14 protein-coding genes are annotated in these 14,259 nt (G+C 39.9%); all 14 read left to right on the top strand.

Annotation, left to right across the window (positions count from 1 at the left end):
- The first annotated feature begins 40 nt into the window (after positions 1–40).
- The 14 genes from EO111_RS00120 (at position 41) to EO111_RS00055 (ending at position 14,235) form a co-directional block, all read left to right on the top strand.
- Positions 41–631, top strand: a complete 591-nt coding sequence (locus tag EO111_RS00120) for a hypothetical protein (protein WP_009354067.1) — start codon at positions 41–43, stop codon at positions 629–631.
- A gap of 124 nt (positions 632–755) precedes the next feature.
- Entirely contained in the window at positions 756–2,075 is a 1,320-nt protein-coding gene (locus tag EO111_RS00115; protein WP_127010161.1) for a nucleobase:cation symporter-2 family protein, read from the top strand.
- 156 nt (positions 2,076–2,231) lie between these two features.
- Positions 2,232–2,684, top strand: a complete 453-nt coding sequence (locus EO111_RS00110) for an MOSC domain-containing protein (RefSeq protein WP_127010160.1) — start codon at positions 2,232–2,234, stop codon at positions 2,682–2,684.
- Positions 2,677–3,639: a GTP 3',8-cyclase MoaA gene (locus tag EO111_RS00105; RefSeq protein ID WP_126940703.1), complete on the top strand. Its 963-nt coding sequence runs from the start codon at positions 2,677–2,679 to the stop codon at positions 3,637–3,639. Before EO111_RS00110 ends, EO111_RS00105 begins: the two co-directional genes overlap by 8 nt.
- Before the next feature lie 8 nt (positions 3,640–3,647).
- On the top strand, positions 3,648–4,670 hold the full coding sequence (locus EO111_RS00100) for an aldose epimerase family protein (protein ID WP_164727573.1): 1,023 nt from the start codon (positions 3,648–3,650) through the stop codon (positions 4,668–4,670).
- A gap of 31 nt (positions 4,671–4,701) precedes the next feature.
- Entirely contained in the window at positions 4,702–5,877 is a 1,176-nt protein-coding gene (locus EO111_RS00095) for an iron-containing alcohol dehydrogenase (RefSeq protein ID WP_062401427.1), read from the top strand.
- Between the two features lie 172 nt (positions 5,878–6,049).
- A complete protein-coding gene (greA, locus tag EO111_RS00090) occupies positions 6,050–6,523 on the top strand; it encodes a transcription elongation factor GreA (protein WP_062401428.1) in 474 nt (157 codons plus the stop codon).
- 27 nt (positions 6,524–6,550) lie between these two features.
- A complete protein-coding gene (gene lysS / locus EO111_RS00085; protein WP_127010158.1) occupies positions 6,551–8,071 on the top strand; it encodes a lysine--tRNA ligase in 1,521 nt (506 codons plus the stop codon).
- Between the two features lie 217 nt (positions 8,072–8,288).
- Positions 8,289–9,566, top strand: coding sequence for a serine--tRNA ligase (serS, locus tag EO111_RS00080; RefSeq protein ID WP_009353820.1), 1,278 nt, complete (start codon positions 8,289–8,291; stop codon positions 9,564–9,566).
- Positions 9,567–9,579: 13 nt separating this feature from the next.
- A complete protein-coding gene (fsa, locus tag EO111_RS00075; protein ID WP_009353803.1) occupies positions 9,580–10,224 on the top strand; it encodes a fructose-6-phosphate aldolase in 645 nt (214 codons plus the stop codon).
- Positions 10,225–10,247: 23 nt separating this feature from the next.
- On the top strand, positions 10,248–11,210 hold the full coding sequence (gene glpX / locus EO111_RS00070; RefSeq protein WP_062401433.1) for a class II fructose-bisphosphatase: 963 nt from the start codon (positions 10,248–10,250) through the stop codon (positions 11,208–11,210).
- A 174-nt stretch (positions 11,211–11,384) separates the two neighbouring features.
- The gene (gene murA, locus EO111_RS00065) at positions 11,385–12,641 is read left to right on the top strand and encodes a UDP-N-acetylglucosamine 1-carboxyvinyltransferase (protein ID WP_009353806.1); all 1,257 of its coding nucleotides are present in this window, start codon (positions 11,385–11,387) and stop codon (positions 12,639–12,641) included.
- On the top strand, positions 12,613–13,785 hold the full coding sequence (locus EO111_RS00060) for a rod shape-determining protein (protein WP_127010157.1): 1,173 nt from the start codon (positions 12,613–12,615) through the stop codon (positions 13,783–13,785). Before murA ends, EO111_RS00060 begins: the two co-directional genes overlap by 29 nt.
- A 159-nt stretch (positions 13,786–13,944) precedes the next feature.
- Positions 13,945–14,235 (top strand): biotin/lipoyl-containing protein, encoded by a 291-nt coding sequence (locus tag EO111_RS00055; protein ID WP_009353801.1) that lies wholly within the window; start codon positions 13,945–13,947, stop codon positions 14,233–14,235.
- The last annotated feature ends 24 nt before the right edge of the window (positions 14,236–14,259 follow it).

Raw genomic sequence — 14,259 nt, 5'->3', positions numbered from 1 at the left:
TAATAGGGATATAGAATGAAATACTGAAAGGAGCTTTTATATGAAAAAACAAAGTAAACGTTGGATAGCAGGAGCTGCCATATTAGGTGTTATTGCATTGGGGCAAACTGCGTATGCAGCACAAGACCCATTGATGTTGCCAGCACAAGAAGGGGTAGCTGTGATAGCTGATATGCAATCTGGTGTTTCTGTACAAAGTCCAAATTGGGAAGTAAAACAAGTAGTCAATACATTTGCAAACTATGGACAAGCACATAGTAAACAATTATTTGAATTACAAACAAACCAAGTTGTTTCTGCTGGCCAGTTGGATGTAAAGAATGCTCTTTATTATATGAATGTACGTAAAAACTTTTATATCGATAGCCATCGCTGGAAACAAGATAGCTATGGCACAACAGTATTGAATAGCCTATATATGGATTATCAAAACTATTTAAATGGACATCGCTTTGTAGCTGGTGATCAAGTGGAAACTTATAAAGCTGAGTTTTTAGGCATATTAGCACGTCACGCTGAAAAAGTACAAAATGATGAATTGCGTACATATATGAATGAGATGGTTATTTTCGGCTTAGAACAAGCTATGAAAGACCATAATCCAACTGTAAAAGGATATAAAGCTAAATAAGATATAGCCTACTCTTGATGAGTAGGCTATCTTTTTGACAAATTATATAAGTTATGATTTAATATAAAAGTATTATAATTAGTATAACTTCTTAATAAAGTGTATTGAAGAATGGAGAAATGGCATGAGTGAAAGTGCTAAACAGGTGCATCCTGTTGATGAAATCTTACCCCTACCTAAGTTGTTTTCCTATGGTTTACAACATGTATTGGCTATGTATGCAGGGGCTGTAGCCGTTCCTATCATTCTGGCGAATGCCTTAGGTTTATCTACTCCAGATTTGATTCGCCTCATAAATGCTGACCTATTTGCTTGTGGTATTGCTACGTTGATTCAAACCATAGGGATAGGACCAGTGGGTGCGCGAATTCCGATGATTCAAGGAGTTACCTTTGCCTCTGTAGCACCTATGATTATTATAGGAACAGAACATGGCTTACCAGCTGTGTATGGAGCCATTATAATGGCTGGGATATTTACCTTTTTCATCGCCCCTTATTTTAGTAGGCTCATTCGATTATTTCCTCCGGTGGTAACGGGGACTATCGTTACGATTATCGGCATTAGTTTGATGCCTGTAGCGATTATGTGGATTGCAGGCGTATCTCCAGAAGATCCTAATTACGCGAGTTCCACAAATTTATGGTTGGCAGGATTAACATTGCTCATTGTAGTCTTAGTAAATCGTTTTACTACAGGATTTTTAAGTAATTTGTCAGTTCTTATTGGCTTATTAGGTGGTACTATGATTGCGTATGCCTTAGGAGAAGTGAATTTTATTGAGGTGACTCAGGCAGATTGGTTAGGCTTAGTGACACCACTTGCATTCGGTATGCCTACCTTTGATGTAAGCTCCATTATCGCTATGCTTGTAGTTATGTCTGTGTGTATGGTAGAGACTACAGGAGATGCCATTGCCATAGGTGAAATTGTAGATAAAAAAGTGGATAAGAAAACATTAAGTTCTTGTTTACAAGCGGATGGATTATCTACATGCATAGGTGGTTTTTTAAATAGTTTTCCTTATACAGCTTTTGCTCAAAATATTGGATTAATTGCAGTGACTAATGTGAAAAGCCGTTTCGTAGTAGCTACATCTGGTATGATTTTGATGGTCTTAGGACTGTTTCCTAAATTAGCAGCCGTAGTGGCATCCATTCCTAGCCCAGTGCTTGGAGGTGCAGGGATTGCCATGTTTGGTATGATTATTGCTAGCGGCATTCGCTCTTTGGGAAAGGTAGATTACGAAAATAATCATAATTTGATGATTGTAGCATTGAGTATTGGTGTGGCCATGATTCCTATTGGAGCTCCCCAGTTTTATCATAACTTTCCACCAGCTGCGAAGATTATTTTTGAAAGTGGTATTACCTTTGGCAGTATTCTAGCGGTCGTATTAAATATGGTTTTTAATGGTTTAGGTCAGAGGGATATAAAAAGATAATTAGTTTAAAGAATATAAAATAAAGAGTACGTCTTTAGAAATGCAAACATATGGATTGCTTTCTGGAAGGGCGTGCTTTTTGTTATAGATTTACTATACAAACGTGATATAATAGAAACTATATAGGTAATTTTAAATATAATAATCTAAGGAGATATAATGGACGCAAAAATTATTGCTATTTCAATTAGCAGAGCAAAAGGACAAAAGAAAACAAACATCCCTGAAGCGGAGTTAGTAGTAAATCATGGTATTGAAGGAGATGCTCATGCAGGCCCATGGCATCGTCAATTGAGCTTGCTTGGTATTGAAAGTATCGAATTAATGCGTAAAAGCGGTGCTGATGTGAACCCTGGTGATTTTGCAGAAAATATTACTGTAGAAGGCTTGACTTTATTTCAATTGCCAGTGGGTACTAAATTAGCCTTAGGTAAGACTATCGTAGAGGTTACACAAATCGGCAAAGAGTGTCATCAAGGTTGTGAAATTATGCAACAAGTAGGAAGTTGCATTATGCCTACGCAAGGGATATTTGGCCATGTGCTAGAAGGCGGAAAGATTCAAGTAGGTGATGCAGTGCGTATTGTTGAGGAGCCAGTCAATGCGTGATAGCCAAGGGCGTGTCATTGAGTATGCACGTATCTCCTTAACGGAAGCGTGTAATTTTTGTTGTGCCTATTGTCGGCCTCAGGAGATTACAGAAGCTATGGCGCCTGTGTTGCCGCCAAGCTTTTGGTTGCCTTTGTTAGAGGCATTGCACTTAGGAGGCATCAAAGCTTTGCGCTTAACTGGGGGAGAACCATTATTGTATCCACATTTATATGAGTTGTTAGAGCGTATACAAGAGAGCCAATGGTTTTCCGATATTTCTATGACTACCAATGGTAGTCTATTAGAAACTCAGGCGAAACGTTTATTTACAGCAGGGGTACAGCGATTAAATATTAGTTTAGACTCTGTGGAAGAAGAGGGTTTTGCCAAAGCTGTAGGTCGCAATGGACAATTAGCTGGTGTGCTTCGTGGTATAGAAGCTGCAAAAACTGCAGGCTTTCAAAACATAAAGATTAATACTGTAGTGCAAGCGCCATTTTCTGACAAAGAAGTGGAAACCTTGTTGCATTATGGAAAAGAGTGGGATGTGGTCTGGCGATTTATTGAATATATGCCATTCCAAGGGAAACAAAGTCATGTGCCAACCTTTGGAGAGTGGAAGGAGCAGATTGAACGCATTGTGGGATCTGAGTTAACTCCAGTCACAGACCGATTGGGATTTGGACCAGCTCAATACTTCCAATTGCCAGATGGACAACGAATTGGCTTTATTTTTCCTTTGTCCAATCAATATTGTTCTTCTTGCAATCGGATTCGTTTCACTGCAGATGGATCGCTACGCTTATGTTTGTTGCGTGATGAAGATTTAGACTTGCGTGGACTTATACAAAATGGCGGTACACCACAAACTATATTGCATTGCATTGAAGAGGCATTACAAGGTCGATACGCGAGTCATGATGGAAATTCCATTGAAAAAGTGGAACGTCCTATGTGGCGTATCGGAGGTTAGGAGTTATGATGAAAGTAGAATCTTTTGGACACTTACAAACAGGCCAAGAGGCTCATGTATATACAATAGAAAATGAAGTACTACGAGTACAAATCAGTAATTATGGTGCCACCATTGTCGCTGTTTATGATAAAGTGTTGCAGCGCCATTTAGCATTGGGTTATGATTCTGCACAAGACTATGAAACAAAGCATGGACAACTGGGTGCTACCGTAGGCCGTGTGGCGAATCGTATTGCCAATGCAGCCTATACGTGGAATGGTACAGTTCATCAACTAACAGCTAACAATGGACCCAACTTATTGCATAGTGGGAAAGGAAATATTGGGCATCGTCTATGGGATGCAGTGGAGGAAAATTGTTCTGATACAGTGGTACATCTCTCTCATTCTATTACTTCTGAAGAAGATGGATTTCCAGGTGATTTCTATGTAGAAGCGGTATTCAGATTGGTAGAGCAGACGTTAGTAGTCACGTATGTGTACACAACCTCTGAAGATTCCTTTGTGAACTTAACGAATCATGTATACTTTAATCTGCATGGAGAAGGTGACTTATCGAACCATGTATTAGAATTAGGAGCCCATCAGTATATGCCATTTGGAGACCATCAAATCCCGCAATTGGAACCAGCATCAGTGGATGGAACACCATTTGATTTTAGAAATGGTATGGATCTACAAAAGGCATTGGAGCATTATGCTGATGCCCTAAGTCAATATAAGGGATATGACCATGATTTTGTAACGACTCCAGTAGAAGGAAGTAAAACAGTAGATTCTGTTGTGCCTTTTGCGGTGTTACAAGGTAAGGATGTGACAGCGGTATTCCATACAGATGCGCCACACTTTCAGGTATATACAGGAAATTGGTTGGATGAAGATGGCCGAGAACGTCATTATGGCAGTCATGCAGGCATTGCCATTGAGCCACAATTTGTGCCGAATGATATCAATATGAATGGTGAAAGCAAGACTAAAGCAGATACAGTCTATGAAAGAACAATTGCCTATTCATTCTATCATCGATAGGCGTATTTAATAGTAAGGAGACAAGGGTCGAATGAAATCATTTATTTACCATAACCCAACCAAAATAGTGTTTGGCAAAGACTGTGTGAAGGAATCACTAGCAGCTGAATTAAGTCACTACGGAACACGAGTGCTACTTACTTATGGTGGAGGTAGTATTAAAAAGAATGGTATTTATCATACGGTAAAAGAAGCCTTACAACAAGCAGGTAAGGAAGTGTTTGAGTTAAGTGGGATTATGTCAAATCCACGAACTACGAAAGTGCGTGAAGGGATTGCTTTATGCAAAGAACATAATATTGATTTTATTCTAGCCGTCGGTGGTGGTTCTGTTATTGATTGCACTAAATTCATTGCAGGTGGTGCTACCTTACCAGATACGGTTGACTTTTGGCAAACTTTCTTTTTAGACCATCAGCCTGTGATGGAGGCATTGCCATTTGGTGTAGTATTAACTATGGCAGCTACTGGCAGTGAAATGAATAATGGTGGTGTTATTACTGATTGGGAAACACAGAAAAAATTAAGCGGTTATGGACCGGCTTTGTTTCCACAATTTTCTATGTTAGATCCTACCTATACCTACACGTTACCGCGAGAGCAAGTTGCCTATGGCATCGTAGACATGTTGTCTCATTTATTGGAACAATATGTATCTACACCTGATGATGATAATGTGACAGATTCTGCCATCGAGGGAATTTTTAAAAATATCGTGCGCAATGGCAGAAAATCCATGGAACACTTAGAAGATTATGAAGCTCGTTCTAACATTATGTGGGGTGCTACCTTAGCCTTGAATCGTTCCTTAGGATTAGGCAAAGATCAAGACTGGATGACGCATGCCTTAGAGCACGCCCTGTCAGCTTTTTATGATATTCCTCATGGCGCAGGTCTGGCGATTATGCATCCAGCGTATTTGCGTTGGATTTTGCCCAATGCTACAGCGCGGTTGATGCGTTTTGCTAAGGAAGTGTGGGGCATTGAACAAGGCACTATGAGTGATACAGACTATGCATTAGCTGGTATCGAAGCCTTAGAAGCATATTTCAAAGAAATAGGGGTGCCATCTACTTTGGAAGAAGTAGGGATTCCAAAAGAATCCTTATCGGATATTGCTAATAGTTGTGTTCGTTATCCTACAGCATATAGTAATCTTACACCTAAGGATGCGTTAGCTATCTATGAAAGTGTCTATAAAAAATAGGGTAAACTCCATGTGTGTCGTACAAGTATAGGCTTTCACATTGACATTTACAAGAGAAGTCAGTATAATTATAGCTATTGTTAATAAGAAATTTAAGTAACTTTTTCATAAGGGAGGCAGTGTCATGTGGCACTGTTTTCTGTATATGAGGAATAGAAATGGAGAGACATACATGGCAGAGGTAAAAGAAACCTTACTTACAGCCGAAGGGTTGAAGAAGCTGGAAGAAGAATTAAATTATTATAAATCTGTACGTCGAATCGAAGTGGCAGAGCGTATTAAAATTGCTATTTCCTACGGTGATATTTCAGAGAACTCTGAATATGATGATGCGAAAAACGAACAAGCTTTCATCGAAGGTCACATTATTGAATTGGAAAATAAAATTAATACAGCTAAAATCATTGATGAAAATGTAAAAGGCGATACAGTGACAGTAGGTAGTAAAGTAACTTTGTTAGACGAAGAGTTTAATGAAGAATTAGACTACACTATTGTAGGTTCTTCTGAAGCAGATCCTTTCAACAATCGTATTTCTAATGAATCCCCTGTAGGCGTGGCGATTTTAGGAAAAGCGAAAGGTGACAAAGTAGAAGTGAATACACCAGATGGTATGGTGAGTTTCAAAATATTAAGCATTCAATAAGGGTAAAGAAGTATAAGGAGGCCCCTCATGAGCGAAGAAAAACATGTGCCAGAACAATTGGATTTAAACGATCAAATGTTGGTACGCCGCGAAAAGTTGGCGCAATATGAAGAGGATAATATCTATCCATTTGGACAACGATTTGTTGTTCAACATAAGGCACTCCAAATTAAGGATGAATTCCGTGATTTTGATGGTCAACCAGTAGTGATTGCTGGTCGATTGATGACAATTCGTTCTCATGGTAAAACAGCCTTCGCTAATTTGCGCGATTTATCTGGCGATATTCAAGTATACTTCCGTAAAGATGTTATGGGAGAAGAGGATTACAAATATGTAAAAATGCTTGATATGGGAGATATTGTAGGTATCGAGGGCCATGTGTTTAAAACACAAAAAGGCGAAATTACAGTGAAAGTCAACAAATTGACTTTATTGTCTAAATCCCTTCGTCCATTACCAGAAAAATGGCATGGGTTGAAAGATACAGAACTTCGCTATCGCCAACGCTATGTGGATTTAATTGTAAATCCAAGCGTTCGTGATACATTTGTAAAACGTACGAAAATCGTAGCGAAAATTAGAGAGTATTTAAACAGCAAGCAATTCATGGAAGTAGAAACTCCTATGATGCATGCTATTCCGGGCGGTGCGGCAGCACGCCCATTCATTACGCATCATAATGCCTTAGACATTGATATCTATATGCGTATTTCCCCTGAATTATACTTAAAACGTTTGATCGTTGGCGGTTTAGAGCGCGTATATGAAATTAACCGTTCTTTCCGTAATGAAGGCGTATCTATTCGTCATAATCCAGAATTTACTATGATGGAATCCTACCAGGCCTATGGTAACTTTGAAGATGCTATTGCATTGACAGAAGGGGTTGTTTCCTACTGTGCACAAGAAGTACTTGGTACAACAAAAATTAACTACCAAGGCATGGATATTGATTTGACTCCACCATGGAATCGCATCACTATGCAAGAAGGTATTAAACAATACACTGGGGAAGACTTTGATGCTATTGAAACCTTGAGTGAAGCACGTGCAATTGCAGATCGCTTAAATGTAGAATATGGTGAAGCCGATGGTATTGGTAAAATCATGAATTTGTGTTTTGAAGAATATGTAGAAGAAAACTTGATGCAACCAACTGTAGTATATGGACATCCAGTTGAAATTTCCCCACTAGCAAAACAAAATCGTGAGAAACCATTGACTACAGAACGTTTTGAAATCTTTATTTATGGTCGTGAATTGGCAAATGGCTATTCCGAGTTAAATGACCCAATCGATCAAAAACAACGTTTTGAAAATCAATTAAAAGAACGTGAAGCGGGTGATGATGAAGCCCATCGTATGGATGAAGACTTTGTCACAGCTTTGGAATACGGTTTGCCGCCAACTGCAGGTTTGGGTATCGGTATCGACCGTCTAGTCATGTTCTTAACGGACTCTGCATCCATTCGTGATGTATTGTTATTCCCTCTCATGAAACCAGAAGCGGTGAAAGTAGAAGAGGAAGAAATAGCAGAAGAATAATATATGTATACGCACAGGATGTTGTGAGGTGCGTAGATGGACAGCGACTAAACAGAAATGAGTTTGGTCGCTGTTTTGTTATCCTTTCAGAGATGGAGAAAGGGTAAGGGGAAATTGCCCAAGTAAATGCCTATTAAGGTAGAAAAGTAATAGCAAATGTGCTAATATTAAAGGTAGATTAATTAAGTACTTAAATGAATTCTATGAGGTCATGATTATGTTGGATTTAAAATTTGTCCGTGAGAATATTGAAACGGTACAAGAAAACTTAGATCGTCGTCATACAACAGGCGACCTAGCTAGCTTTGTGAAGTTCTACGATGAAAGACGCGCTATCATCCAAGAAGTAGAACAATTGAAAGCAGTGCGTAATGCAGTAACGGCAGAAATCAGCCAATTAAAACGCAATAAAGAAAATGCAGATGATAAAATTGCAGAAATGCAACGTGTAGGTGATGAAATCGGTGCATTGGATACTAAATTGCGTGACGTGGAAACAGAATTACAACAAGTGGCTTTGATGTTACCTAATATGTGTGATGCTTCTGTACCAGTAGGGGCTGATGAAAACGAAAATATCGAACAACGCCGTTGGGGTACGCCTCGCTCTTTTGACTTTGACGTAAAAGCGCATTGGGACCTAGGAGAATCCTTAGGAATTTTAGATTTTGAAAGAGCTGCTAAAGAAAGTGGTGCTCGTTTCACTATTTACAAAGGGATTGGTGCACGATTAGAACGTGCATTGATTAACTTTATGTTAGATATGCATGGTAGTGCTGGCTTCACAGAGATGATGACGCCTTACATTGTCACTCGTGAAACTTTGACGAATACAGGTCAGTTGCCAAAATTTGCTGAAGATATGTATAAAGTGGAAGGGGAAAATTACTTCCTCATTCCGACCGCAGAAGTTACATTGACAAACTATCATGCCAATGAAATTTTGTCAGCTGATGAATTGCCTAAATATTATACAGCATTTACAGCTTGTTTCCGTGCCGAAGCAGGGTCTGCTGGCCGTGATACACGTGGCTTAATCCGCCAGCATCAATTTAATAAAGTAGAATTAGTGAAATTTGCAAAACCAGAAGAATCTTTTGCAGAATTAGAAACGTTAACAGCGCAAGCAGAAAGTATTTTGCAAGTGTTAGAATTACCACATCGTGTTATTACATTGTGCACAGGTGATATGGGATTTGGTTCTGCTAAAACGTACGATATCGAAGTTTGGATGCCAAGCCAAGGGGTATATCGTGAAATTTCTTCTTGCTCAAACATGACGGATTTTCAAGCACGTCGTGGTAATATTAAATTCCGTCGTGAACAAAAAGGTAAACCAGAATTTGTACATACATTAAATGGATCTGGTTTAGCTGTAGGTCGTACAGTGGCTGCGATTTTGGAAAATAATCAAGAAGCAGATGGCTCTGTACGCATTCCAACAGCGCTTCAACCATATATGGGTGGTTTAACTCATATTCATCCAGAGGCTTAGAAAGGAGTCCGCTATGAAATTCTTCATTGATACAGCTAATTTTGATGATATTAAAGCAGCCTATGAAATGGGCTTTATTGCAGGGGTAACAACAAACCCGTCTTTAATCGTGAAAGAAAAACGTGACTTACACGAAGTGATTCAACAAATTGCTGATCTTGTAGAGGGACCAGTGAGTGCAGAGGTCATTGCTACAACAGCACCAGAAATGGTGAAAGAAGCCCATGAATTAATTAAGTTGGGTGATAATGTAGTGATTAAAGTGCCAATGACAGCAGAGGGCTTAAAAGCAGTAGCTGTGCTTTCTAAAGAGGGGATTAAAACGAATGTAACTTTAATTTTCTCTGCCAACCAAGCATTATTGGCAGCCCGTGCAGGTGCTACCTATGTAAGTCCTTTCGTTGGTCGAGTAGATGATATTTCTATGGACGGAATCCAATTAATCGAAGATATTGCTGAAATTTTTATGATTCATAATATTTCAACAGAAATCATTGCGGCTAGCGTTCGTACGCCTATGCATATGACACAATGTGCCAAAGCAGGTGCACATATTGCTACAGTACCGTTTAATGTGTTACAACAATCTTTAAAACATCCATTAACAGATGCAGGATTAGCACGTTTTCTAGCGGACTGGGAAGCAGCCAATAAATAGTAGACACAAGTGGGAGGGTCAAAATGGATCGCACATTAGCCTTAGAGTTTGTTCGTGTTACAGAAGCAGCGGCATTAAAAAGTGGTCGTTTATGTGGTCGTGGAGCCAAAGATGCAGCGGATCAATTAGCTGTTGATGGCATGCGACAAACCTTCGATACAGTGCCAATTTCTGGTACTGTTGTGATTGGAGAAGGTGAAATTGATGAAGCACCAATGTTATATATTGGTGAACGTGTTGGGGCAGGCGGAGAAGAAGTAGATATCGCCGTAGACCCTATTGAAGGCACGAATCTAATTGCAAAAGGTCAAAATGGTGCCATTGCTGTATTGGCCATTGCACCAAAAGGCGGTTTATTGCATGCTCCAGATATGTATATGGAAAAATTGTGTGTAGGACCACGCGCCAAAGGTGTGATCGACTTGAATGAATCCATGACTGAAAACTTGCGCCGTGTTGCCGCAAAAATGGAACGTGCTATCGATGATTTAACAGTCGTTATGTTGGATCGTGAACGTCACCAAGGGTTGATGGATGAATGTCGTGCTGTCGGAGCTCGTATTCGTTTGATTACAGACGGTGATGTAAACCCAGCTATGGAATGTGGTTTAGAAGGCTCTGGTATTCACATGGTTGTAGGTACTGGTGGAGCTCCAGAAGGGGTACTGGCAGCGGCTGCTTTAAAATGTACAGGTGGGGACATGCAAGCTCGTTTAAAACCAGCTACAGATGAAGAAATTCGTCGTTGTCATGAAATGGGTATTACTGACCTTAACAAAGTATTGACCATCGATGATTTAGTAAGTGGTGATGATGTTATCTTCTCTGCCACAGCCATTACAGAAGGCAATGTATTATCTTCTATTAAATATTTCCCTGGTGGTGCTCGTACTCACTCCGTAGTGATGCGGTATAAAACGGGAACCGTTCGTTTTGTAGATACTATCCATCGATTGGATAAAAAATTATCTATGAAAGTAAAATAAATAGAATACACATAACTGTTATAGAAAGGACCGTCTAAAGGCGGTCTTTTTCTTGCGTATAGAGGAAAGATTTAGTATACTAGAGTATGAATGTTTGTCAGTCAAAACATGTTTGAAAGGTGATAGGGTATCACCGTTAAACGATAACTATAAATAAGATTAGGAGGAATTCAGTTGGAAAAGCTTATTATTCAAGGAGGTACGCCTCTACAAGGTCGTATTCGAGTAAGTAGTGCAAAAAATGCGGTACTACCAATTATTGCAGCGACTTTATTGGCGTCTACTCCAAGCACCCTGCTTGAAATTCCAGATTTGGAAGATGTTCATACTATTTGTGATGTGATTGCATCCCTTGGTGTGAAAGTAACAAAAGATGGAGAAAATATTACCTTTGATGCGTCTACAATTTCTGCTACTGAGGCGCCTTATGATCTAGTGCGTCGTATGCGTGCTTCCTTTTTAGTGATGGGACCTTTATTGGCGCGCAAAGGAGAAGCTCGTATTGCCTTACCAGGTGGTTGTGCGATTGGTAGTCGTCCAATCGATTTGCATTTAAAAGCTTTTGAAGCACTAGGTGCGACTATCACTATGGGAGAAGGTTTTGTAGAAGCAAAGGCTCCAGAAGGATTAAAAGGTAATTTAATTTATTTAGACTTCCCAAGTGTGGGGGCCACTGAAAATGTAATTATGGCAGCAACCTTTGCAGAAGGCAAAACAATCATTGAAAATGCTGCAGAAGAACCAGAAATTGTTGATTTAGCTACATTCTTAAATAGTATGGGTGCTAATATTCGCGGTGCTGGTACGGATGTGATTCGTATTGAAGGCGTCAAAGAATTAAAAGGTGCTGTGCATACAGTGATTCCAGACCGCATTGAAGCGGGTACCTATTTAATTGCTGCAGCTATGGCTGGTGGCGACGTATATGTAGAAAATGCCCTTTCAGAGCATTTAAAGCCTGTGGTAGCTAAGTTAAAAGAAGCTGGTGTTACAGTAGAAGAAGATATTGATGGTATTCGTGTTATCAGTAATGGACAGTTGAAAGCAACATCTATTAAAACCTTGCCATACCCTGGATTCCCTACAGATATGCAGGCTCAATTTATGGCTATGACGACGATTGCCAAAGGTACAAGTACTGTGATGGAAACAGTCTTTGAAAATCGTTTTATGCATGTGGATGAGTTGAAAAAAATGGGTGCTTCCATTGAGGTAGATGATCGTAAAGCTATCGTAACCGGTGTTGAACAATTGGTAGGTGCTGAAGTAGAAGCGACTGATTTACGTTGTGGTGCGGCTCTTGTGTGCGCAGGCTTAGCTGCTTCTGGGGTGACCAAAGTGGGGCAATTGACTCATATTGATCGTGGCTATGATAATTTAGTTACAAAATTAAAAGGAATAGGTGCTAACATTGTTCGGGTGGACGAGTAAGCCAAAACAGCCTCAAACTAGAGAGGATAGACGGAAACAACGTCGTGTACGTAGAAAACCAATAGGAACGACTACCAAGCAAACGTCCTTTAAGCGAGAAAGTCGCTCCCTATCATTTCTTGAAAAAATGAGCCTTTTATGGACTACTGATATTGGTATCGATTTGGGTACCACTAATGTAGTGATGTATGTCAAAGGCCGAGGTATAGTTTTAGATGAGCCAGGATTTGTGGCTTGTGATACAAAGACTAGAGAAGTGATTGCCGTAGGTCATGAAGCGCGAGCTATTTTAGGTAGGACGCCAGAGGGCATTGAAGTGATTCAGCCCTTAAAAGGGGGCGTTATTGCCGATTATGATACAACCGCTTATATGTTGCGTTACTTTATTCGTCGTGTCATGCCTGTATCTGGGCTAATTCGATCCCGTATGATTGCTTGTGTTCCCTCCAGTATTACACCCGTGGAAAAGCGGGCTGTTTTAGAAGTGCTCTTACAAGCAGGGGCTCGTAAAATAGTGCTTATGGAAGAACCCCTAGCAGCGGCTATTGGAACTGGCTTAGATAAGGCTGAACAAGTGGGAGCCATGGTGGTCGATATAGGCGGTGGTACCACAGATATTGCTGTCATTTGTGATTCTGGCGTGGTAGTCAGTGAGAGTTTACGCATCGGTAGCGATACCTTTGATGAAGCGTTACTACAATACATGAAGCGGAAGAAAAAGCTTCTTATAGGTCCCTTGACAGCAGAAGATCTAAAAATTGAAGTGGGTACCGTAGATCCAAGATCTGGAGAGGAACGTGCTATCGTTAGAGGTCGGCACAGTGTGACAGGATTACCGCGTGCTGTGGAAATTACCTCAAAAGATATGAAGTTTGCTTTGGATAGACCTGTGCAAGATATTATTGAAGGGATTATTGGTATTTTAGAAAAAACACCTCCAGAATTATTGGCGCAAATTAATCACCATGGTATTATTTTGACTGGTGGAGGCTCTCAGCTTCGTGGTTTAGACCGAATGATTACAGAAAAAACGGGTCGTCCTGCTTATGTAGTGGAACATCCTAGGTATTCTGTTATCTTGGGCACAGGAAAAGCGCTATCAGAGTTGAATCAATTGCGCGATACCTTGGAAGAACTACGATAAGTGGTACTTGACTTCATGATTTTTTCATATACAAAGTTTATGATAAGGGAAGTAAGATAGTGTATGAAAAGATAGACTATTTTACTAGGAATTGATTGTTCTGACTCTTGAAAATATGATATACTGTACATGGAAGAAAATTGTAGGAGGTGTATATATATGAAAAAAGTTTTTCTATATAGTTTGGGGGCATTGTTAGCAGCATTTTTAGTGACATCTACGGCAGAGGCTGCACCAGTAAATCATGAAACTGTGTTATCTGGTGAAGTCGTATCTGTGGTTAGTGTAGGAACTTCTGTCAAAGAAGGGGACCCATTGCTAACAGTACAAACATTAGGGGGACCTATGGTAGCATCCCGTGCCACTGTGAACGGTGTGGTACAAACAGTCTCTGTGGAGCCAGGTGCTACAGTGGAACGAGGTCAAATTATAACAGTGATCAATAACTAATTATTAATAATCAATAAGAAGAGG

It is taken from the genome of Veillonella sp. CHU594, from assembly GCF_003992265.1.
In the GTDB taxonomy this organism is placed as follows: Bacteria; Bacillota; Negativicutes; order Veillonellales; family Veillonellaceae; genus F0422.
Note: the sequence above shows the minus strand (reverse complement) of the source record. Positions and strands in the feature narration are given on the sequence as shown.